General features: G+C 67.0%; 21 protein-coding genes. 11 read left to right on the top strand and 10 right to left on the bottom strand.

What is annotated here, in order from left to right; translation table 11 throughout:
- Positions 1 to 2: 2 nt before the first annotated feature.
- The 3 genes from ACYDAT_RS00860 (at position 3) to ACYDAT_RS00850 (ending at position 3,242) form a co-directional block, all read left to right on the top strand.
- Positions 3 to 1,475 carry a DNA recombination protein RmuC gene (locus ACYDAT_RS00860; RefSeq protein ID WP_461439335.1) on the top strand — a complete coding sequence of 491 codons (1,473 nt, stop codon included), beginning with the start codon at positions 3 to 5 and terminating at the stop codon, positions 1,473 to 1,475.
- 194 nt (positions 1,476 to 1,669) lie between these two features.
- A complete protein-coding gene (folE, locus tag ACYDAT_RS00855; RefSeq protein WP_461439334.1) occupies positions 1,670 to 2,278 on the top strand; it encodes a GTP cyclohydrolase I FolE in 609 nt (202 codons plus the stop codon).
- A gap of 142 nt (positions 2,279 to 2,420) precedes the next feature.
- The gene (locus ACYDAT_RS00850) at positions 2,421 to 3,242 is read left to right on the top strand and encodes a YbaY family lipoprotein (protein WP_461439333.1); all 822 of its coding nucleotides are present in this window, start codon (positions 2,421 to 2,423) and stop codon (positions 3,240 to 3,242) included.
- A gap of 93 nt (positions 3,243 to 3,335) precedes the next feature.
- Here ACYDAT_RS00850 and ACYDAT_RS00845 read toward each other — a convergent pair whose 3' ends face one another.
- From ACYDAT_RS00845 to ACYDAT_RS00830, 4 genes are all read right to left on the bottom strand, one after another.
- The gene (locus ACYDAT_RS00845) at positions 3,336 to 5,210 is read right to left on the bottom strand and encodes an autotransporter domain-containing protein (RefSeq protein WP_461439332.1); all 1,875 of its coding nucleotides are present in this window, start codon (positions 5,208 to 5,210) and stop codon (positions 3,336 to 3,338) included.
- A 114-nt stretch (positions 5,211 to 5,324) separates the two neighbouring features.
- The gene (gene gpmI, locus ACYDAT_RS00840; protein ID WP_461439331.1) at positions 5,325 to 6,857 is read right to left on the bottom strand and encodes a 2,3-bisphosphoglycerate-independent phosphoglycerate mutase; all 1,533 of its coding nucleotides are present in this window, start codon (positions 6,855 to 6,857) and stop codon (positions 5,325 to 5,327) included.
- 68 nt (positions 6,858 to 6,925) lie between these two features.
- Positions 6,926 to 7,069: a hypothetical protein gene (locus ACYDAT_RS00835; protein ID WP_461441282.1), complete on the bottom strand. Its 144-nt coding sequence runs from the start codon at positions 7,067 to 7,069 to the stop codon at positions 6,926 to 6,928.
- 73 nt (positions 7,070 to 7,142) lie between these two features.
- Positions 7,143 to 7,838 carry an SDR family oxidoreductase gene (locus ACYDAT_RS00830; RefSeq protein WP_461439330.1) on the bottom strand — a complete coding sequence of 232 codons (696 nt, stop codon included), beginning with the start codon at positions 7,836 to 7,838 and terminating at the stop codon, positions 7,143 to 7,145.
- Between the two features lie 211 nt (positions 7,839 to 8,049).
- Here ACYDAT_RS00830 and ACYDAT_RS00825 point away from each other — a divergent pair, with 211 nt between their 5' ends.
- Positions 8,050 to 10,932 carry a M16 family metallopeptidase gene (locus tag ACYDAT_RS00825; RefSeq protein WP_461448214.1) on the top strand — a complete coding sequence of 961 codons (2,883 nt, stop codon included), beginning with the start codon at positions 8,050 to 8,052 and terminating at the stop codon, positions 10,930 to 10,932.
- A 157-nt stretch (positions 10,933 to 11,089) separates the two neighbouring features.
- Positions 11,090 to 11,650: a DUF4156 domain-containing protein gene (locus ACYDAT_RS00820; RefSeq protein WP_461439328.1), complete on the top strand. Its 561-nt coding sequence runs from the start codon at positions 11,090 to 11,092 to the stop codon at positions 11,648 to 11,650.
- 156 nt (positions 11,651 to 11,806) lie between these two features.
- Here ACYDAT_RS00820 and ACYDAT_RS00815 read toward each other — a convergent pair whose 3' ends face one another.
- Positions 11,807 to 12,013, bottom strand: coding sequence for a YdcH family protein (locus ACYDAT_RS00815; protein ID WP_461439327.1), 207 nt, complete (start codon positions 12,011 to 12,013; stop codon positions 11,807 to 11,809).
- Positions 12,014 to 12,096: 83 nt separating this feature from the next.
- Here ACYDAT_RS00815 and ttcA point away from each other — a divergent pair, with 83 nt between their 5' ends.
- From ttcA to ACYDAT_RS00795, 4 genes are all read left to right on the top strand, one after another.
- Positions 12,097 to 12,966 (top strand): tRNA 2-thiocytidine(32) synthetase TtcA, encoded by an 870-nt coding sequence (ttcA, locus tag ACYDAT_RS00810; protein WP_461439326.1) that lies wholly within the window; start codon positions 12,097 to 12,099, stop codon positions 12,964 to 12,966.
- 60 nt (positions 12,967 to 13,026) lie between these two features.
- Entirely contained in the window at positions 13,027 to 13,944 is a 918-nt protein-coding gene (locus tag ACYDAT_RS00805; protein ID WP_461439325.1) for a recombination-associated protein RdgC, read from the top strand.
- 38 nt (positions 13,945 to 13,982) lie between these two features.
- Complete coding sequence (locus ACYDAT_RS00800) at positions 13,983 to 14,738, top strand: M48 family metallopeptidase (protein ID WP_461448213.1); 756 nt, start codon at positions 13,983 to 13,985, stop codon at positions 14,736 to 14,738.
- 144 nt (positions 14,739 to 14,882) lie between these two features.
- The gene (locus ACYDAT_RS00795) at positions 14,883 to 16,346 is read left to right on the top strand and encodes a YybH family protein (RefSeq protein ID WP_461448212.1); all 1,464 of its coding nucleotides are present in this window, start codon (positions 14,883 to 14,885) and stop codon (positions 16,344 to 16,346) included.
- A 13-nt stretch (positions 16,347 to 16,359) separates the two neighbouring features.
- Here the strand turns inward: ACYDAT_RS00795 and ACYDAT_RS00790 are convergent, their stop codons facing one another.
- The 5 genes from ACYDAT_RS00790 to ACYDAT_RS00770 form a co-directional block, all read right to left on the bottom strand.
- The gene (locus tag ACYDAT_RS00790; protein ID WP_461441287.1) at positions 16,360 to 17,364 is read right to left on the bottom strand and encodes an alpha/beta fold hydrolase; all 1,005 of its coding nucleotides are present in this window, start codon (positions 17,362 to 17,364) and stop codon (positions 16,360 to 16,362) included.
- A complete protein-coding gene (locus ACYDAT_RS00785; protein WP_461448211.1) occupies positions 17,361 to 19,226 on the bottom strand; it encodes a M1 family metallopeptidase in 1,866 nt (621 codons plus the stop codon). Before ACYDAT_RS00785 ends, ACYDAT_RS00790 begins: the two co-directional genes overlap by 4 nt.
- 291 nt (positions 19,227 to 19,517) lie before the next feature.
- Complete coding sequence (locus tag ACYDAT_RS00780; protein WP_461448210.1) at positions 19,518 to 20,003, bottom strand: hypothetical protein; 486 nt, start codon at positions 20,001 to 20,003, stop codon at positions 19,518 to 19,520.
- 674 nt (positions 20,004 to 20,677) lie between these two features.
- Positions 20,678 to 21,016, bottom strand: coding sequence for a P-II family nitrogen regulator (gene glnK / locus ACYDAT_RS00775; protein ID WP_461441290.1), 339 nt, complete (start codon positions 21,014 to 21,016; stop codon positions 20,678 to 20,680).
- Positions 21,013 to 21,189 (bottom strand): hypothetical protein, encoded by a 177-nt coding sequence (locus ACYDAT_RS00770; RefSeq protein WP_461439993.1) that lies wholly within the window; start codon positions 21,187 to 21,189, stop codon positions 21,013 to 21,015. The genes glnK and ACYDAT_RS00770 overlap by 4 nt, the downstream gene beginning before the upstream one ends.
- Between ACYDAT_RS00770 and ACYDAT_RS00765 the strand changes: the two genes are divergently transcribed.
- Both ACYDAT_RS00765 and ACYDAT_RS00760 read left to right on the top strand, forming a co-directional pair.
- Positions 21,179 to 21,439, top strand: coding sequence for an accessory factor UbiK family protein (locus tag ACYDAT_RS00765; protein WP_461439994.1), 261 nt, complete (start codon positions 21,179 to 21,181; stop codon positions 21,437 to 21,439). The two genes, ACYDAT_RS00770 and ACYDAT_RS00765, sit on opposite strands and share 11 nt — an antisense overlap.
- A gap of 115 nt (positions 21,440 to 21,554) precedes the next feature.
- Positions 21,555 to 21,797, top strand: a 243-nt coding sequence (locus ACYDAT_RS00760) for a magnesium chelatase domain-containing protein (RefSeq protein ID WP_461448209.1), incomplete at its 3' end; no start/stop codon positions are given.

Genomic DNA, 21,797 nt, shown 5'->3' with positions numbered 1-21,797 from the left:
AGATGGCAATGAATCCTGGTCTGTGGATAAGCGTGCTGCTGGCGCTATTGGCGCTGGGTCTGCTGCTGGCGCTGCTGCTGAGCCGGCGCGCGCGCCGCGATCCCGCGGGTGAAGCGCGCTGGAACGAGCAGCGCGAGACGCTGGCACGGCTCGAGGCCGCGCTGCGAGAAGAATTGCGCACGGCGCGGCGCGAGCAGTCCGAGGCGCTGGCGCGCGCGCAGGCGCAGCAGCAGGAACAGGGCGTTGCACTGGCGCAGCAGCAGCATCTGCGTCTGGAATCCTTCGCCACGCGGCTGGGGCAAATGGATGAGCGCCTGCAGCGCAGTCAGACCACGCTGCGCGAGACGCTCGGCGAGGAGGCGCGCAATTCGCGTGCCGAGCAAGCTGTCGCGCAGCAGCAGCTCGGCGCGCGCCTCAGCGTCGAATTGCAAGCCTTGCTGCAATCCGGCGAGCAACGCCTGGGCGAGCTGCGCGCCACGCTGGAGACGCGCCTCAAGGCGCTGCAGGACGACAACAACGCCAAGCTCGAACAGATGCGCGCCACGGTCGATGAAAAATTGCAGGCCACGCTGGAACAGCGCCTGGGCCAGTCCTTCACGCTGGTTTCCGAACGCCTGGAGGCCGTGCAGCGAGGACTCGGCGAGATGCGCGAACTGGCCACCGGCGTGGGCGATCTCAAGCGCGTGCTGGGCAATGTGAAGCGGCGCGGCATCTTCGGTGAAGTGCAACTGGGCGCGCTGCTGGAGGACATGCTTGCAGCCGAGCAGTACGATTCCAACGTGGTCACCGTGCCCGGCAGCAACGACCGCGTCGAGTTCGCCATCCGCATGCCCGGCCAGGGCGCAGGCGAGCATGTCTACCTGCCGATCGACGCGAAGTTTCCGGTGGAGGATTACCAGCGCCTGCTCGACGCGCAGGAAGCCGCCGACGCCGAGGCCGCCCACGCCGCCGGCCGCGCGCTGGAAACCCGCGTGCGCGAGGAAGCCAAGCGCATCCACGGCAAGTACGTATCGCCACCGCACACTACCGATTTCGCCGTGCTCTACCTGCCGACCGAAGGCCTCTATGCTGAAGTCATCCGCCGCCCAGGACTGTTCGAGACGCTGCAACGCGAACATCGCGTCACCGTGGCCGGGCCCACCACGCTCAGCGCGCTGCTCAACAGCCTGCAGATGGGTTTCCGCACCCTGGCCATCGCCAAGCGCAGCAGCGAGGTATGGAAAATCCTGGGCGCGGTCAAGACCGAGTTCGGCAAGTTCAGCGCGGTGCTGGAAACCGTCAGGAAACGGCTGGAACAGGCCAGCGCCGAGATCGACAAGACCGGCGTGCGCAGCCGTGCCATCACGCGCAAATTGCGCGACGTCGAATCACTCGAACCCGGCGACAGCCACGCGCTGCTCGGCATTGATGGCGATAACCTTGATGCGGATGCCGCCGATGCCGAGCAAGCCGGCGATGGGCCCACGGTGATCTGAGCACGCACACGCAGCGCGCGGCATGACGCGGCCATGATGCGCCAGGGTCCATGATCTGGCCGTGGTCATGGACCCTGGTCAGCGCCACGGGCATGGTGGGCAGCACGGCAACACCCGCCGCGCTGGCGCGGTGCAACGCGTGGCCAGCGCCCAAACCTCTTTAGACTCTCGATTCAAGCCAGTGGAGCAAGCCCATGCATGGCAACGACGAACACAACGGCGTCACCCGCGCCCACGCCGAGGAAGCCGTGCGCACCTTGCTGCGCTGGGCCGGCGAGGATCCCACGCGCGAAGGCCTGATCGAAACTCCCAAGCGCGTGGTCAAGGCCTATGGCGACTGGTTCTCGGGTTACGCCGAAGACCCCAAGGCTTATCTGGAGCGTACTTTTGAGGAAGTCGCCGGCTACGACGAGCTGATCGTGCTGCGCGACATCGCCTTCGAGAGCCACTGCGAACACCACATGGCGCCGATCATCGGGCGTGCCCACGTGGGCTATCTGCCCAACGGGCGCGTGGTGGGCATCTCCAAGCTGGCGCGCGTGGTCGATGCCTACGCACGGCGCTTCCAGGTGCAGGAGAAACTCACCGCCGAAATTGCCGATTGCATCGAGTCGGTGCTGACGCCGCGCGGCGTGGCCGTGGTGGTCGATGCGCAGCACCAGTGCATGACCACGCGCGGCGTGCGCAAGCGCGGCGTGTCGATGGTCACCAGCACCATGCGCGGCGCGTTTCGCGACAACCCGAGCACGCGCCTGGAGTTCCTGCGCTTCGTCGATATCGATGGCAGCAAGCGCGGCGCGTGAGTCGCGCGCACGGCGCGCACGGCATCGCGATGTCAAAATTTCGTTTGTTTTCAAGCACGCGCGCGGGGCGCTATAGTGATTGACTTGTGGCCCCCGCGAGCCAAGCGCGGGAAGGCCTTTTTCATGTCCAGAGAGGTTTCCCATGCGTCGCTATGCCTTGCCGCTGCTGATCGCGGCTATCTTGCTTGCCGCTGGCTGCAGCGGCTCCTCGTCCACGCCCACGGTCGCAGCCGCGCCCACGGCGGTCAGCGGCACGGTGAGCATGCTCGGTACCACCGCGCTGGATGGCCAGGGCGATCTCAAGCTCGAACTGGTGGATGTCAGCAAACAACCCAACGTGGTGGTCACCAGCAAGTCGCAGACCGTCACCGCGCTGCCCGTTGATTTCAGCCTGCCGTTCGCGGCCGGTGCGATCAATGGCAGCGATCTGTACGTGCTCAGCGCCAGCATGAGCGATACGCAGCGCAAGTACGTCACCCCGATTCAGTACCCGGTGCTGACACGTGGCAACGCCGCACAGATCAGCGTGCAACTGAAGCCGCTGCCGACAGCCGGCGAGCAGGCGCTGGCCGGCTACGAGGCGCTCAAGGCACGCATCGGCGGGCTCAAGTACACGCAAGGCGATCAGAGCAAAGTCGGCATGTCGCGCGGCTGGCAGGTGTTCCGCGACACGGGTGGCAAGGTGGTGTTCGTGCGCGAACTCGAGGACGCCGGCAACAAGGGCTTCACCAGTACCGAAATCGCCTACCGCAACGACAAGCCATGGGTCGTGGTGCAATCGCGCAGCGCCGCGCGCGGGCAGAAACCCAATCTGGTCGAGCGCGCCGGCTGGGATGCCGAGGGCGCCCTGGTATTGCACGAGCGCAGCGCAAACGGCACGACGACCCGGCTCGATGGGTCCGACGCGCGAGGCCTGTATGCAGACGCCGAGTCGATGCTGAAGCGGGCCGGCGGCAGAAAGTAAGCACAGTCAATCGGCGCACCACGAAAAGCCGTCCTCGCGGACGGCTTTTCGTGGGCCGTGGGCCGGCGCGCACCGCCGCCGGCCGGGTTGAACTCAAAACGTCATGCTCACGCCCAGATCGATGCTGTTGAGCTTCTGGCTGCTGTTGGAAAACATGCCGGTGTAGCTGGCAAAGCCAGTCAGGCTGGACGAGAAGTGCGCGCTCAGCCCCAGGCTGGCGTTGACCCAGTTCTTGCCCGGGATGAAGCCAGGCAGGGCAAAGGTGCCGGGCATGGTGGTCAGGCCCGCGCTCACCAGCCGCGTCTGTGCATCCGAATCGTGCTCGTAGGACACGCGCGCGAACGGTTGCAGCGGCACACCGCCCAACGCGGTGCGGCCGGTCAGTTGCCAGCCCAACTCCGCCGTGGCGGACTTGAGCACCTGCTTGCCGAACCACATCGCGCTGGCATCGCCGCTGCTCTCGTTGAATTGACCGACGCTGATGCGCTGATAACCCAGTTGCGCGAACGGCCCGGTGCGCATATTGCCCCAATCAAACCAGTAGCCACCTTCCAACGTGCCCGCCAGCTGCGAACCGCTGGTCTTGGCGTTTTCCACGCGCAGCGCCGGACCCAGCGGGATGTAGCGCGTGATGTTGGTATACGACAACTGGCCGACGCTGGCGTCGCCGCTCAGGTAGGCCGCGCCGAAACGCGCGTTGGCAAAACCGCTGAACAACAGATCCTGGGTCTTGAAATTGACCGCGCCGACGCCGCCGGTGTTGAGCTGGGCCGCGCCGATGGCCATGCCCACGGAGAAGTTCCGGTTGGCCGCGGCGTTGGCGCCGATGGTCAGCACATTGTTGTTGCTGGTGCTGCGCGCGGTGTTGGCGGTGGCGTCGTAGGTCTGGTGGCCGTAATCGAAATTGGCGAAGAAATGCACGCCCTTGCGCGCCTCGCCGAGGCTGTCGACCAGCATTTCATCGCGCAGCGCGCGCTGGTGCGCGGCGTAGGCTGCCAGCGGCGCCTGCGGCAGCAGCGACATCTGCGCCGGCGCATTGATGATCGACTCGACGTACTGCCCCAGCAGTGCGTAGCCGGCGGTGGTCGGATGCACGCCATCGGCGAACAGATACGTGTTCTGCGTGCCCGGCGCGTAGGTGTAGGGCGCGCCGGAGCCAGCCGGGCCGCACTGCACGGCGCTGGCGGTGATGCCGCAGGCCGGCGTGGTGACGTTGGTGAAGCCATACAGCGCCGGGTTGGCCAGCAGCTCGTTGAGCACGCCGTACACGTTCACCGGGATGATGTTGACGCCCGGATTGACTTGTTGGATGGCCTGATCGAGCGTGTTGTTGAAAGTCAGTGTCAGCCCGGTCAGCGCCTGCTGCGCCGCCGGCCCTTGCGCCGCCGCCGAGGGCGTGGCGCCGATATTGGGCAGGTTGAACACCAGGATGTATTGCGCGCCAGCGCTCTTCAGCGTGGCCAGCATGCCACCTTCGGTTTGCGCCGCGGCGATGATGTTGAGCTGCGCCTGCTGCGCGGTTTGTCCGCCGATACCGGCGACGTAGGCGTTGTAGAAAATGTCGTTGGCGCCACCCCACACCGAATACAGTGCGGTGGGATCGGCCTTGCCGCCGCTGGCGGTGAGGTATTGCTGCAACTGCGCGGTCAGCAGCGGCACCGTGCTCGGCGTGCCGGGTGAGTTGTTGAGAAGGCCGGCACCACCCCAGGCAAAGTCGGTGCCCCCCAGCAGCGAAGGCGTCAAGCCGTAGCCGTAGTACTTGGCCACATCCTGCAGGGTGACCTGACCGGGATTGGTGGTGAAGCTGTTCTGTACGGTGCCGCCCGACATCGCCAGTGACAGGTTGCCATCGTCGCTGAGGCTATCGCCGAACACGAAGATCTTGCTGAAGGGAGAGGCCTGTGCGGCGCCGGCGCTGAGGGCCAGGGCGAGGCCGACGGCTGCGGCCAGATTGCGGGTACGAAGCATGCGGGGCTCCTTGTGCGTGGGATGTTCTGTCGGCGCGTCGGTCGCAGCCGGGGCGCCACGGTACTGCAATCCGTACGCTTGCGCATGCTGCGCCGCGGGCGGGCGCCACCGGATTCAGTCGGCAGATGCCAGCAGACTGTGGCCGGTCATGGCTGTCGGCTGCGGCAGACGCAGCAGCGCCAGCACGGTGGGCGCCAGATCGCACAACGCGCCGTGGCGCAGCATGTAGCGCTGCGCGCCGACGTAAACCAGCGGCACCGGGCCGACGGTGTGCTGGGTATGCGGCTGGCCGTGCGCATCGCGCATTTGTTCGAGGTTGCCGTGATCGGCGCTGATCAGCAGCGCGCCGTGGGCTTGCTCGATGGCCGGAACGATGCGCCCCAACGCCGCGTCGACAGCCTCGGCGGCGCATATCGCGGCGTCCAGCTTGCCGCTGTGCCCGACCATGTCACCGTTGGCGATGTTGCACACGATGAAATCGAACTGCCCGCCGACGATCGCCTGTAGCAGTTTATCGGTCAGTTCCGGCAGGCTCATTTCCGGCTGCAAGTCATACGTGGCCACCTTGGGGCTGGGCACCAGAATGCGCGACTCGCCGGGGTAGGGCTGCTCGCGGCCGCCGGAAAAGAAAAACGTCACGTGCGCGTATTTTTCCGTCTCGGCGATGCGTAGTTGCGTCAGGCCCTGCCTGGCCAGCGTTTCGCCAAGACCGTCGCGCAAATCGTCCGGCGCATAGGCCACAGAGCTCACCGGCAGATCCTGCGCGTACTCGGTGAGGGTGATGAAGGCCGCGAGCTTTGGCCGCGCGGCGATGGTGAAGCCGCTGAAAGTCGGATCGACGAAGGCACGGCTGATCTGGCGCGCACGGTCGGCGCGGTAGTTCATGAACACCACCGCGTCGCCGTCACCCACGCCCGGCGCGGCGCCGATAACCGTGGGCGCCACGAACTCGTCGTTCTCACCGCGCGCCCAGGCCTGATCGAGCGCGGCCAACGCGCTGTCGGCATGCACGCCCTCGGTGGCGACGATGGCCTGCCAGGCGCGCTGCACGCGCTCCCAGCGCTGGTCGCGATCCATCGCCCAGTAGCGCCCGCCGACGCTGCCGATGCACGCGCCGGGGGTGGCATCGCACAGCGCCTGCAGTTTTTGCAGCGACGGTCGCGCGCTGCGCGGCGGCGTATCGCGACCATCCAGAAACGCGTGCATGACGATGTGCGCCACGCCCTGCGCATGCGCCAGACGCAGCATGGCGAAGAGGTGTTCCTCGTGGCTGTGCACACCGCCCGGGCTGAGCAAGCCGAGCACATGCAGTGTGCCGCTACCGGCCTTGGCCGCGGCGCAAGCCTGCAGCAACGCCGGATTGCGCGCGAAGCTGCCATCGCCGATGGCGCGATCGATGCGCGTCAGATCTTGGTATACCACGCGCCCGGCACCGATGTTCATGTGCCCGACCTCGGAGTTGCCCATCTGCCCCGCAGGCAGGCCCACGGCGAGACCGTGGGTGTCGATCAGCGTGTGCGCATGCTGCGCCAGCAGCGCATCCCAGTGCGGCGTATGCGCCAAGGCGATGGCGTTGTCGGCGCGCTCTTCGCGCGCGCCCCAGCCATCCAGAATCAGCAACAGCACGGGCTTGGGAACTGGACTCATGGCGACGCGCGCGGCAGCAAGTGGAGGCGCGATGCTAGCAGGCGCAAATGCTTTGGGCCGAGCGCTTTTCAATCAGCGCGGTGGCCGTGTTCACGCCTAGTGATGCGCTGCTCGCGATAGCGCAGCGCGCCGGCGCGATCATGGGCATCGCTGACAGACCGCGCAGCGCTTCGGGTTGCGCGGCGGCGGCGGCGGCGGGCGATCAGGCGCATGGCCCGAGCCTCGCGCGCGCATCGCCAAGCCCGCGTGATCGCACGTCCAATGCCCCGCGCCTGCAGCGCGCGCTCACCACGGCAGCTCGGTGCCGTCGTAAGCGTAAAAGTGTCCACCCTGCGCCGGCGTGGCGCGCGCCAGCACCGCGAGCATGCCGGTCACGGCGGCCCGCGGCAACAGCGGCGCGCTGGCGCCGCCCATATCGGTGCGCACCCAGCCGGGATGCATCACCAGCACGGTAATGCCGCGCGGTCCCAGTTCCGCGGCCAGGCGCCGCGCCGCCATGTCCAACGCGGCCTTGCTCATCGCGTAGCTGACCGTGCGAAACGTGCTGGCCTGCGCGATCGAGCCCAACTGCGAGCTGATGCACAGCACCTTGGCCGCGTGCGCATGCTCCAGCAGCGGTGCCAGCGCCTGGGTCAACAGCAGCGGCGCGCTGGCGTTGATGGCGAAGCTGCGCGCCAGATCGTCGCTGCGCACGTTGCCGAAGCGCTCGCCCGACACCAGCACGCCGGCGTTGTTGATCAGCAAGTCCAGATGCCGCAGCGCGCCCAGGCGCGCAGGCAGATCAGCCAGCGCCACGGCATCGTCCACCGCCAGCGCCTGTACCTCGATGCGCCCGGCGTGGCGCGCGGCCAGCGCGTGCAGCTCCTGCGCCTGCTGCGGCGCGCGGCAACACGCGGTCACCTGCCAGCCGGCATCCAGCAACTGGGTGGCGAACTCAAGGCCGAGACCGCGATTGGCGCCGGTGATCAGTGCGCTGCGCATCGGCGTGTCCTCGTGGGTGGATGCGGCCCATGCTAGGCCAGCGGCGGCGGACGCGCGAGCGTGGGCACCGCGCGTACCCCGACTTCCGGCACCCATCCTGTGGCACATGCAGCACGGTAGCGCGCGAGGGCATGGTGTTCACCGGCGCGGCGCAGCGGAAATGCGCGCCGTCATCCGCCCAGCGCCGTCGCGGCCTTGTCAGGAGAGATGCATGCTTCGCCTTCATCGACTGCTCGTCGTCGCCCTGCTGCTGGGCGGAGTCGGTCACGCCCACGCCCAGACCGAACGCGACCACCCCGCCACCGCCGTGGCGCCCGTCCATGCCGTAGTGCCAAGCCTCGCTTACACGCGCTACGTGCTGCCCAATGGCCTGACCCTAGTCGTGCACGAGGACCACAAGGCGCCGGTGGTGGCGGTGAGCGTCTGGTACCACGTCGGCTCCAAGAACGAACCGGCTGCACGCAGCGGTTTCGCGCATCTGTTCGAGCATTTGATGTTCCAGGGCTCCGAGAATCACGACGACGAATACTTCCGTCCGTACGAGTTGGCCGGCGCCACCGACCAGAACGGCACCACCTGGCTGGATCGCACCAATTACTTCCAGACCGTGCCGAGCACCGCGGTGGACATGGCGCTGTGGATGGAATCCGATCGCATGGGTCATCTGCTTGGCGCGATCGGCCAGGCGCAGCTCGACGAGCAGCGCGGCGTGGCGCAAAACGAGAAGCGCCAGGGCGAGAACCAGCCCTATGGCCGCGTGTTCACCGTGCTGCAGGCCAATGCCTTCCCGGCCAACCACCCTTACCACCACACCACCATCGGCTCGATGACCGATCTCAACGCCGCCACGCTGGACGACGTCAAGAACTGGTTTCGCGAGTACTACGGCGCGGCCAACGCCACCGTGGTGCTGGCTGGCGACATCACTCCCGAGCAGGCGCGCGAAAAAGTGCTGCGCTATTTCGGCGACATCAATCCTGGCCCGGGCCTGAGCCGGCCGCAGCCGTGGACGGCGGCGCGCACGGCGTCCACACGCGCGGTGTTTCCCGACAAGGTGCCGCAGACGCGCATCTACCGCGAATGGAACGCGCCCGGTCTGACCGACGCCGACGCCACGCAGCTCGACCTTGCGACCACCGTGCTGGGCAGCGGCAAGACCTCGCGCCTATATCAGCGGCTGGTGTACCAGGACCAGCTCGTCGACAGCGTGAGCATGTCGGTGATGCCGTTCGAACTGGCCTCGATGGTCATGCTGCAAGCCAGCGTGCGCAAGGGTGCCGACCCGGCCAAGGTCGAGGCCGCGCTGGATGACGAGCTGCGCAAATTTCTCGCCACTGGCCCCGATGCCGACGAACTGGCGCGTGCACGCACCGGGGCGCGTGCCGATTTCATCCGCGGCATCGAGAAAGTCGGCGGCTTCGGCGGCAAGGCCACGGTGCTGGCCGAGGGTCAGGTGTACCGCAACAACCCGGTGGCCTACGTCGAGGATTTCGCGGTGATGCACGCGGCCACGTCGCAGAGCGTGCGCTCCGCGGCACAACGCTGGTTGGGGCAGGGCGATTTCACCCTGGTGGTTGCGTCGGGCAGTGACGCCGCCGCCAGCGATGCCGCTTACGCGCGACTGCAAACAGGCCTGTCGGCAACGGCCGGCGCGCCGGCGCCCAAGGCCGATGCCGCGGCGCACTGGAGCGTCGTGGCCAGCAGCGTCGCACGCAAGTCCGGCGTTCCTGGAGTCGCGCGCTTCCCCGATCTGGACTTCCCTGCCTTGCAGCGCGCCACGCTCAGCAACGGCATTCCTGTCGTGCTGGCCGCGCGCCACGCAGTACCCGTGGTCAATGTCGAGCTGATGTTTCGCGGCGGCTACGCCAGCGATCCGGCCGCGGCCAAGCCTGGCCGCGCCAGCTTCACCATGGCCATGCTCGACGAGGGCACCGCCACGCTGGATTCAATCGCCATCGCGCGGCGCCTCGAACAACTGGGCGCGGAGCTCGGCACCGGCGCCAGCCTGGATGGCTCCACGGCTTATCTGTCGGCGCTGAAGGACCAGTTGCAGCCCGCGCTGGCGCTACTGGCCGAGGTGGTGCAGCAGCCTGCTTTCCGCGCTGCCGACATCGAGCGCGTGCGCCAGCAGTGGCTGGCTGGCATCGCGCAAGAAAAGGCGCAGCCGACCGGACTGGCGTTGCGCATCTTGCCGCCGCTGCTGTACGGCGCCGGACATGCGTACGCGATCCCGTTCAGTGGCACCGGCAGCGAGGCCGCGGTGAAGGCGCTCAGCGCCGCGGACTTGCGCGCGTATCACGCCGCCGTGGTGCGCCCGGACAACGCGCAGATTCTGATCGCCGGCGACACCACGCTGGCCGAGATCCTGCCGCAGCTCGAGGCGGCGTTCGGCCGCTGGCAGGCGCCGGCCACGCCGCGCCTGCAGGTCAGCGTGCCCGAGGTACCCGCCGCGCCGCGCGTGCGCGTGCTGCTAATGGATCGCCCCGGCGCGCCGCAGTCGCTGATCCTCGCCGGCCTGCTGGCGCCGCCCACCGCCAGCCCCGACTATCTGGCGATTCGCGCCATGAACGAGGTGTTCGGCGGCAGCTTCACCTCGCGTTTGAACATGAACCTGCGCGAGGACAAGCACTGGGCCTACGGCGCCGGAACGCTATTGCGCGACGCGCAAGGCCAGCGTCCGTTCCTGGCCTACGCGCCGGTGCAGACCGACAAGACCGCCGAATCGGTGGCCGAGATCCTGCGCGAGTCGCAGGCGCTGATCGGCGCGCAGCCGCCCAGCCGCGAGGAAATCGCCAAGGTCAAGCAAAGTGAAGTGCGCAAGCTGCCCGGCACCTACGAAAGCGCGCGCGCGGTGCTGGCCGCGGTCGAGGGCATCGTGCAATACGGGCGCCCCGATGACTACGTGCAACAACTGCGCACGCGCATCGAGGCGCTCGACGATGCGCAGGTGCAGGCCGCCGCGCGCGCGGTGGTGCGACCGGCGCACTACACCTGGGTCGTGGTCGGTGATCTGGGCAAGATCGAGCAGCCGATCCGCGCATTGAACCTCGGCGAGGTGCGGGTGATCGACAGCGAAGGCGCGATCCTGCGCTGAACGTTGTGTCGCCGCGCATGTCGCGGTGCCGGTGCAGTCGCTATGCTTGTCGGGCGGAGCTTTCCGCCCGAATTTTTGCACGCCTGTTCGGGCCCGCGCGGCCATACCACGGCTGCGTCATGCCCGCGCCGTATCCCGCCCCTGCCCGGAAACCGTCATGCGCGCCATACCCCTGCTGTCCCTCGCCGCGACCCTCGCCGCCACACTGTTGCTGGCCGGCTGCGCCAGCTTCAACGTGCACCTCACACCCGCCGCTCACGGCGTGGTCGCCGCCTACGTCGACAGCGTCGCCGGCTGCACGCAGGTGGGCACGGCGACGGTGTCGGTCACCAACCACGTCGGTCCCTTCGCGCGCGACAATCTCACCGTGCGTGACGAGCTGGAAGTGCTGGCGCGCAACGCCGGCGCCGGCCTCGGCGCGAATACCGTCAAGCCGCTGGGGCCGCCGGTCAACGGCCAGCAGCCGTGGGGCGCTTACCGCTGCTCCGGCAAGCTGCCGCGCGATGTGGGCGCGGGTGCACCCGCTGCCGTGCCCGCAACACCCGCGGCCCAATCCGCGCCGCTGCCGCCGACCGGCCCCGCGCAAACCGCGCCGCTGCGCGCCGAGCCGCTGCAGATCGAAACCGTGCCCGCACAGCCGGCCAACCCGGCCACGCCCGCCACCGCGCCCTGGCCTGCCGCGGGCAGCAGCGTGGGCGCACCAGCGCAGGACCGGTAGCCGGGTTGGGCATCGTCATGCCCGCGTCGGCAGGCATCCAGCGCCGTGCACGACAAGGCCACTGAATCCCCGGCTCGCGCTGCGCGCGCCCGGGGATGACGAGGACATTGTGACGTCGCGCAACGCTTTGTCCCGAGTCCCGAGTCCCCGCTCAGTTCAGGCATCGAGATCCGGAATCAGCTTGTTTTCCAGATAGCCGATCATGTCCTTGAGCCGCAGCTTGCGCTTTTTCATGCGTGCCAGCGCGAACTGGTCGGCGTGCGGATCGGCCTGCAGGCGCGCGATCAGCACATCGATGTCGCGATGCTCGGTGCGCAGCGCAATCAGTTCGCGGGCGATGGCGGAAGGATCGTCGTAGTGCATGGTATCGGGTCTTCGCCGCAGTGTAGCGCCGCGGCGAGGCGCTAGAATGCACGGCCTTTCGCTGTGGCCAGCCGCGCCCTCGCATGTCCAACGATCCCCGCAAACGCGAGCATGAGAGCCAGCGTCTGGCCAAGCGCCTGCGCCATCAAGTCGGCCAGGCGATCGCTGATTTCAACATGATCGAGGACGGCGACCGGGTGATGGTATGCCTGTCCGGAGGCAAGGATTCACACACGCTGCTGGATGTGCTGCTGTCGCTGCAGGCGCGCGCGCCGGTCACGTTCGAGCTGGTCGCGGTGAGCCTGGACCAGAAGCAGCCGGGCTTTCCCGCGCACGTGCTGCCCGATTACCTGGCCGCGCGCGGCGTGCCGTTCACTGTGCTGGAGCAGGACACCTACAGCGTGGTCAAGCGCGTGGTGCCCGCGGGCAAGACGCTGTGCAGCCTGTGCTCGCGCCTGCGCCGCGGCGCGATTTACCAACACGCCAGCGCGGCGGGCTTCAACAAGATCGCGCTGGGGCACCATCGCGACGACATCATCGCCACGTTTTTCCTGAACCTGTTTTTTCAGGGCAACCTCAAGGCCATGCCACCCAAGCTGCGCTCGGACGACGGCCAGCACATCGTGATCCGGCCGCTAGCCTACGTCGCCGAGGCCGAGATCGCCGAGTACGCCGCACTGCGCGCGTTCCCGATCATCCCGTGCAGCCTGTGCGGTTCGCAGGAGAACCTGCAGCGCAAGCAGGTGCGCGCGTTGATGGACACCTGGGAGCGCGAATATCCGGGGCGTCTGGAGACGATCTTCCGCGCGCTGGGCAATGTCGTACCCTCGCAGCTGGCCGATCACAATTTGTTCGACTTCGCTGCGCTGGGCGCGCGCGGCAACACGCCTGCGCCCGACGCCCACGCCTGGCTGGCCGGCGTGCCCTACGAGCTGGCCGAAGCCTCGGCCTGAGCGCGCCGCATCGCGCAGCCGCTGGCGCGGCTGCATTTCCCATTCCTTCGGACCCCACGCATGTTGTTTCGCAATCTCAGCCTGTTTCGTTTCTCCCCCGCGGTCGCCGCCACGCTCGGCGAGCTGGAAACCGCGCTGGGCGCGCACCGCCTGCGCCCCTGCGGGCCGCTGGAGCTGGCCACGCATGGTTTCGTGTCACCGCTGGGGCGGCCGCAAGGCGCGCTCACGCGCGCGCTGCAGGGCTGCGTGCTGTTCAGCGCCGGCAACGAGGACAAACTGCTGCCGGCGGCGGTGATCAACGCCGAGCTGGGGCGACGTATCCAGGCGCGCACCGAGGAACTGGGCCGGCCGGTGGGCGGGCGCGAGCGCAAACGCATGAAGCAGGAGCTGTTCGACGAACTGCTGCCACGTGCCTTCGCACGGCCCTCGCAGCTGCCCGGCTATCTCGATCTGGCGCAGGGCTGGGTGGCGCTGGACACCACCAGCCGCAAGGCCGCCGAAACCGCGATCAGCGGCCTGCGCGAGGCGCTGGGCAGTTTTCCGGCGCTACCGCTGGCGGCGGAGCGCGCGCCGCGTCTGCTGATGACCGAATGGCTCACCGCCAAGCGCCCGCCCGAGGGTCTGGAGCTGGGCGACGAATGCGAGCTGCGCGAGGCCAGCGGCAACACCGGCGCCATCGCGCGCTGCCGGCGCCAGGCACTGGATGCCGACGAGATGCAGGAACACCTGCGCGCCGGCAAGCAGGTAGCGCAACTCGGTCTGGTGTTCGATGGCCGCATCGCCTTCGTGCTGGGCGAGGATCTGGTGCTGCGCAAGCTGAAATTCCTCGATGTGATCCAGGAAGAGCTCAATCAGCAGCCGCTGGACTCGGCCGAGGCCGAGCTGGATGCACAATTTACGCTGATGGCACTTGAACTTCGGCGCCTGTTCGACAAACTGGACACATGGTTCGGCTTGCCCCGGCCGCAGGACGCCTGAGCGCCCTGCGCCGGGACGCGGAGATAGCGATGCCGGCAATGCAGCAAGATTGGTTCGAGGTGGCCGCGCCCGGCGGCATGTTGCGCTTGCGCCGCGCGGTGCATCCGCGCGCGCGGCGCCTGCGCCTGAGCGTCGATATCAACGGCGCGCGCCTGACCTGGCCACCGGGCACGCAGCCGGCGCAGGCGCAGGCCTTCGTGCGCCAGCACGCCGCGTGGCTGCGGCAAAAGCTCAGTGAGCTGCACCTCGACGAAATCGTGCCGGCGCTGCGCGTCGGCCATCCGGATCAATTGCACTTGCGCGGCGAAAGCCTGCACCTGCGCTGGCGCGAGGGCCGCTTTCCCGCGCTGGCGCACGGTGCCGGCAGCGTGCAGTTGCAGTTGCCGGCGCACAGCGCGCGTCCACTGGCGCTGGCGCAAGGCCTCTTGCGCGGGTTTCTGGAGGCCGAACTGCGACGCGATGCGGCGCGGGCGTTGCACACGCTGGTGCCGCATCTGGGTTTGGCGCCGAGCGCGCTGCAGGTGCGCCCGCTGAAAAGCCTGTGGGGCAGCCTGGATACGCGCGACCGCATCACCCTCGATCTGGCGCTGGCGCTGGCGCCGCCGGCGGTGGCGCGCTATGTGGTCGCGCACGAACTGGCGCATCTGCGCGTGCGCAACCACAGCGCGCGTTTCTGGACGCAGGTGCAGACGCTGGATCGCGACTTCGCGCAGCAGCGCGCGTGGCTGCGCGAACACGGCGCGCAGCTCAAGCTGGAGCTGATGCGCCTGATCGGCACAGCGGCGCGCGGCTGAACGAACGCGGCCTATATCGGGCCGCGGCCGCGCCGCGCAGCCGCGGCGAGTGGCTCGAATATGTGTCAGGCTGCGCGCATCGTGGCTTTTCGTCTGCACGCGCACTAGCGTAGTCACCTGCCGCATCCGTTGGCACCCCGCCACATGAACGCATTGGTTCAGCCAGAGCTGCCGCACAAGCGCACCGCTACGCCTGCGCCCGCTGCCGCGGACACTGATCTGCCCGCGAGTGTGCGTGCCTTGCAATCGGAAACCCTGCACACGCTGCGTCTGGCGCTGGAGCTCTACCAGCAGCCACAACACGCCGCGGCGCTGCGCCGCGCCGCGCTGCCGAACGCCGAGTTCGATCTGCTGCTGCACTGCGCGGCCGGTACGGCGGAGTTGAGCGAGGTCGCCGCCGTATTGCGCACACCGCCGCAAACGCTGCAATCGGCGCTGGATTTTTACCTCGTGCAGGTGTTGTTCGTGCCGGCTGCCAGCGCCTGGCGCGTGCTCGGCCTGCATGCGAGTGCTGACGCTCGCCAGGTTCGCGAGCACGCGCGACTGATGTTGCTGTGGCTGGCGCGCACGCGCGCGCAGAATCCGCTGGTTGCGCTGCACATTGCGCAAGTGCGGCGCGCGCAGCAGGACTTGCGGCAGCAACCGCCGACCGGCGAATACAATGCGCGCACGCCACCGCCGGCGCTACAGCCAGGACGCGTGCAGCAGGCGCGTGCGGCGCTGCGACCGACGCATACCGGCACGCGTGCACTGCGCTTGTTCGTTCTGGCACTGATCGGCGTGGCGCTGGCGCTGGGCCTGCTGTGGCTGTCGCGGCAATGGCACGCCGCACCGCTGCGCATGGCGCCTGCCGCGGTTGCGCCAGCCTTGGCGTGGCCCGCCGCGCTGCCGTTGCCGCCACCGCGCATGCACATCGTCATGCCTGCGCTTGCGCAAGGAATCAGCATGCCGGCCATGCGCGTGCAAACCGCGCCCATGCCGCAGCCGCTGGCCATGGTTGTACCGGAGGCATCGATGATCGCGCCACTGGCGGTGGCATGGCCGCCGTTGCGACAAACGTTCTCCGTGCGTGCGCGAGTGCGCGCCGCGCCGCTGCTCATGCCGCGACCCGCGTTACCGAGCTTGCGATTGCCGATCCCGTCAGCGGCAACACCGGCGCCGCAACGTACGTCAGTACCCCAGCCGGTAACCACGACGTCGCCGGCGCCCGCTGCCGACACGACCGCCATCGCCCGTCTGCTGCGCACGTTCAGTGACAGCTACGCGCGCGGCGACCTGTCCGCCTTCATGGCCTTGTTTGCACCGCAGGTGCGCGATGGCACGCGCGATTTCGCCGCGTTGCGCGAGACCTACACGCGCCTGTTCGCCGGCAGCGAATCGCGCAGTTTGCATCTCAGCGAGGTACGCATCGCACCCGCCAGCGCCACCCGTGCGCGGGTGCTGTTGCGCTACGAGGCACGCGTGCTGGAGCATGGCGCCGCCACGCCCGCGCTATATCGCGGCGCGCTGGCGCTGGACATGCAAAGCGAGCATGGCAACTGGCGCATCGTCGGCCTACGCCGGCTGGCCGCCACCACATCGCCCGCGTCAGCGGCGCGCAGCGAATGAGTTCCGCCCGCGCTCAGCCGCCGGTCGCCGGCAGCAGATAAAACTGCGTCAGCACCTGCGCGGTTTCCTGCGGCTGCTCGACATTGGGCATGTGATTGCAACCGGAAAGCTGGGTCATGCTGATCTGCGGCGTGGCGCTGAGGCCCTTGCGCAGCGCCGCCATGGCGCTGGGCGGAACCACCTGATCGTGCTTGCACCACAGGCCCAGCACCGGCATGGTCAGCTTGGGCAGCACCGGCACCAGCGCGGTGGCATCCGCGGGCGTGCGCAGGCGCGCGAACACGCCTTCGAGAAACGCGCGCCGGGATTTGTTTTCGGCGACCAGCACATCGGCCAGGCGCGGCAGCAGATACGGCGGATGCACGAACACCAGCGCCAGCAGCTTGCGCAAGCCGGCGCGATCGTCGAACACGAACGGGTCGTGGCCGGCCAACATCGACCTGGCGAACGGCGTCAGCGGATACGGCAATCCGGCCGAGTCCACCAGCGCCAGCCCGAACACCTGCTGCGGATGCGCCGCGGCATACACGCCGGCGATGGCACCACCCAGCGAGTGCCCAACCAGGCCGAAGTGCTGCAAACGCAGCGCATCGACAAAACCGGCGAGCAGCCGCGCCTCGCCGTGGATGCCGCCCGCGCTCGCCGGCACCGCCGAGGAACTGCCGTAGCCCGGCAGATCGGGGATGATCACGTGAAAGTCGTGCGCCAGATACTTGGCCGTCGGCACCCAATTCTGGCGCGAGCCGCCGAAGCCATGCAGCAGCACCAGCGTGGGCCCGTGACCGCCTGCGTAATACACCCAGCGCACGCCATGCACATCGATGCTGCGGCTGCTGAGGTTGGCGTCCCACGCCTGCAGGGTGTAACCGGCGCGCAGCAGCCACTGCGGCGCGAACAGGTACAGCCCAAGCAGCACCAGCAGCAGCAGCACGATCAGCACGCCGAGCGCGCGCAGGCGGCGCAGGAACATGGACTTGAAACCGGGGCGTGGCGCGGATGCCATCGGCGCGGAAGTCATCGGATCGCTTCCGGTTGCGCGTGCGCCTTGCGCAGCACCTTTTCGATAGCCTGCCGGGTCAGCGGGTGATACTCGGCCTTGTGCGCCTTGAACGCGGCCTCGGCGTAGGCCAGGCCCGCGGGCGTGGCGGCGAAGGCGCGATAAATCGGCAGGGTGAGTTTCATGCGGCCGATGCGCAGCATGGTGGCGCGCGCCGCCGGCCACACGGTGCTGTCGCCGGCGCGAATCGCGCGCGGCAGCCAGCGCATGCCGATCTCGGCATTGGCGCTTTGCGTGAGCTGCCACGCCGCATCCAGCGCCTGCACCTGGGCCAGCGTGGGCGCCTCGGGCAGATGATCGAGAAAGTACAGCCACTCGTGCGTGTTCCAACCCGTGGCCGGCAGCGCGGCGGCGACCAGCGATCCATCGAGGAAACGCGCGCGCGCCACGTCGATGGCGACGAAGGCCGGCACCGCGGGCAGGGTGGCGGTGGCCGGCAGACCCGGCGCGTACACCCACTGTTCGATCTCGTCCCAGCTCGCCTTGCCCGGATGTTTTTCGATCAGGTTCGCGCGCAAGTAATCGAGCATCTGCTCGGTGGTGATGCTCTGAAAGGCGAAGTGATCGAAATAGCCGCGCAGGTAAGCGTCGAACACCGTACGCCCAAAACGCGCTTCGAGAAAGCGCAGAAACCACGCACCCTTGACATAGGCCACGTCGGTCAGCGCGTCGTCGGCGCCGACCTCGCGCGGCGCCGGTGCCAGGCGCTGCTGGTTTTCCGACAGCGATTGCATCTTGTGCTTGAGTTCGCCGGCGGCGACCACGAACTCCTCATCGGCCTGGGTCTTGCCATATACCGCCTCGACGATGCGGTTTTCCACATACGTGGTGAAACCCTCGTTGAGCCAGATGTCGCGCCAGGTCGCGCTGGTCACCAGATTGCCCGACCATGAATGCGCCAGCTCGTGCGCCACCACCGACACCAGCGACTTGTCGCCGGCGATCACCGTCGGCGTGAGGAAGGTCATCTCGGGGTTTTCCATGCCGCCGAAGGGAAAGCTCGGCGGCAGCACCAGCATGTCGTAGCGGCCCCAGCGATACGCACCGTACAGATGCTCGGTGGTCCGCATCATCTGCTCGATATCGCCGAACTCGCGCGCCGCCGTCCGCACCTGCGAGGGCTCGGCCCACACCGCCGTGCGCGGGGACGTGGCCTGCTCGGCCAGCGCACCCGCCGCGATGGCCATCAGATAGCTGGGGATGGGGTGCGGCTGGCTGAAGCTTTGCACGTCGCCTTGCGCCGACCGGCGCAGCGCGCTCATCAGCACCGTGATGCCCTGCGCCGCGCGCACGCGCGCCGCGTAGCTGAAGCGCACCGCGGGCGTGTCCTGCAGCGGAATCCACGAGCGCGCGTGGATCGACTGCGACTGCGAAAACAGAAACGGCGCGTGCCTGTCGGCGGTCTGCGCCTTGTCCAGCCACTGCAGGCCGCTGGCCGCGGGCGCGGTGCGATAGGCAATGCGCACGCGCGCCAGCTGCGTCGGCGTGGCGATGTTGAGCCTGCTGCCCAGCTCGGCGTCGGGCGCGGCCAGCGTGTAGCGCAGCGCCTGCGCATGGCCGACGTCATCCAGCGCCTCGACGCGCTCGATGGCCAGATCGCGCGTGTCCAGATTCAGCGTCAGTGCCTGCGCGTCGCGCCAGTCCAACTCCAGCGTCACCGTGCCGGCGATCGCCCGCGCCGGAAAATCCAGCGCCAGGTCCAGATCGACATGGCGCACGCGCACCCGGTCCGGCTCGGCATAGGAATACGGATCTTGCGCGGCCTCGGCCACCGAATACGGCAGCGCGATCGCGACCAGCGCGAGCAGGGCGGACAAACGCATTGGGCATCTCGTGCGATGAATCAGCGCGCGATTATGCGCTGCGTGCACGGGACGCACATGCGGCAAAGGTCATTCGCGCGGGCGGTGGATGGGACAGATTGCATCAGGGCCAGCAGGCATCCGGCCTGCACCAGCGGTATGGATTCCACACGCCGTTGCAGGTCTACAACCAGCATCTACGACTCGCCGAGGCCAAGCTCGGCACCATGCATTAACCCTCTTGCACCTGGATCTTGAAACCGCTCCCACAGTCAAATTTGCAGCTCATCGAGCAATCAAATCAGAGTTTCCTTAACTATCGCAACTTCCGGATATCAACTCAGAAGGAGTTGCCAAGCTAATTTTGGATGTAGAAATTTGAAGGAAAGTTGGCATGATTTGGCTGCCTGTTATCGGTATGTAAACCGGCCCGGTAATTCGCACATTTCTACCAATCAAGCTTTCGGCTTGGTATATCAGCACAGTGCGCTTTGAGACTATCGAGAAGTCATATTGGTGCCCGGTGAAGAGTTCGGACTGCTGATCAAAAAGACTCTTCCCGCCAGGCACGAAGTTGTAGGGTGTGGCGGTATGCAAATAAAGATATTTTTCGATTTTGTTCCCGTAGCCAGCACGCCCGGTTTCAATCTTGCCTACCAAGCATGTGTTTTTGTCACGGTATGCCAATTCCGGCGCGCGGCTGTCCCAAAATTTTGAACCGACCGAAGCATGGGCTTGGGTCATCCCTGTAACAGCACAAAGGAAGATAAAACATGTCGCAAATTTGAACGTTTTCACCGGTCTCTCCGATATGTCTGGCGGTGCTCATGTATCATGGCTGCATACGCAACGGCACTGGCTACGCATTGACTAATCGGAGTGCGGTTTGGATGGCGCAGCACTAACTTGACGAACCCTAAAGAAAACTTTCTCTGAAACGTATTGACTCCATCTGCCGGCAAGTATGGGGTAAAGATAACCACTAAGACAGACATCCTTCATCCAACCGGCCTGGATTTTACCAGCAATACCGCTCACTTGGGTCGCCACTCCCACTATTACGACATCATGCAATTTCGGAGCAAATACAGTTTTTTGTTTTATGTCTGGTTCTATGTCGATCGGATTATTAAGGTGCATCTTGAAATAACTCGACTAGTGAGCACGCTCATGCCCATAATCAGACCAATACGAGCCTTTACCAAGCGTACCGCATAGCGTAATCGATGTATTGTATTTTATGAGAGTTCGGCATGCAGCTAGACCACTCATGCCAGCAAGCACAAACCCCAAAAGAGCCGTGCATCTTCCGAGCGCCATCGCCCTGTCTCCTGTGCTAATTGTTGAAATCGGACGTACTAATTAGATGCTTTGTCGATAGAACATCATTTAGTCCGTGGAGGCTTCGCTTTGACCACAGGGAAAATCAGAGTTTCCTTAGCCCCACACGCTGACTAAACGACTTCATGGCGTTACAGCGCGTCGCCGTCCAGCTCGCCGGTGCGGATGCGGATGACCTGCTCGAGGTTGCTGACGAAGATCTTGCCGTCGCCGATCTTGCCGGTGCGCGCGCTGTGCTGGATGGCCTCGATCACGCGTTCGACCAGATCATCGGTGACCGCCACTTCCAGCTTGATCTTGGGCAGGAAATCGACCACGTACTCGGCGCCGCGGTACAGCTCGGTGTGGCCCTTCTGGCGGCCGAAGCCCTTGACCTCGGTGACGGTGATGCCCTGCACGCCGACCTCGGCCAGCGCCTCGCGCACGTCGTCGAGCTTGAACGGTTTGATGATGGCGGTAACTAGCTTCATGGCGGCGCTTCCTGTTGGACCGGGCCATTCTGCCATTGCGCGGCAGGCTGCGCCGGCGCGCCGGCCACGGCGCGGCGCGCGCTGTAGGAAAATCCCCACGGTGTGCACTGCGCGTACTCTTGCGCGCAGCCGGGCACACTGCCGGGCAACGAGGTGAGACCTATGTGGGACACGCAAAACATCGATAGCATCGCGCAGCGTCTGGCCGGCCTGCTGCCACCCGATCTGCAGCAGGCGCGTGCCGATTTCGCCGCCAACGCGCGCGAGGTGCTGCAGGCCGGGCTGGCGCGCATCAACCTGGTCACGCGCGAGGAGTTCGACGTGCAGCGCCTGCTGCTGCAGCGCACGCACACGCAACTGGCCGAGATGGAACAACGCCTGGCCGCGCTGGAGCAGCTCGCCGGCGAGCGTCCGGCGCGCTGAGCATGGCCCTGCCCGGCGCACGCGCAGGCCGCGCTGCGCCCGGCGTTTCCCTGGACGCGCCGGGGTCCGTCACCTCGCCCCGATACACCTGGAGCGAAATATTTTTGAGTGCTGCATGAGTCTCGCCGTCACCCTCACCCGCGCCCAGGAAGGCGTCTCGGCCCCGCAGGTGATGGTCGAGGTACATCTTTCCGGCGGCCTGCCCGGCACTTCCATCGTCGGCCTGCCCGAAGCCGCGGTGCGCGAAGCGCGCGATCGCGTGCGTGTCGCCATCCAGGCCACGCTGTTCGAATATCCGGCGCGCCGCGTGACGGTGAATCTGGCGCCGGCCGATCTGCCCAAGGTGACAACAACATTG

It is taken from the genome of Metallibacterium sp. (assembly GCF_054637675.1).
Note: the sequence above shows the minus strand (reverse complement) of the source record. Positions and strands in the feature narration are given on the sequence as shown.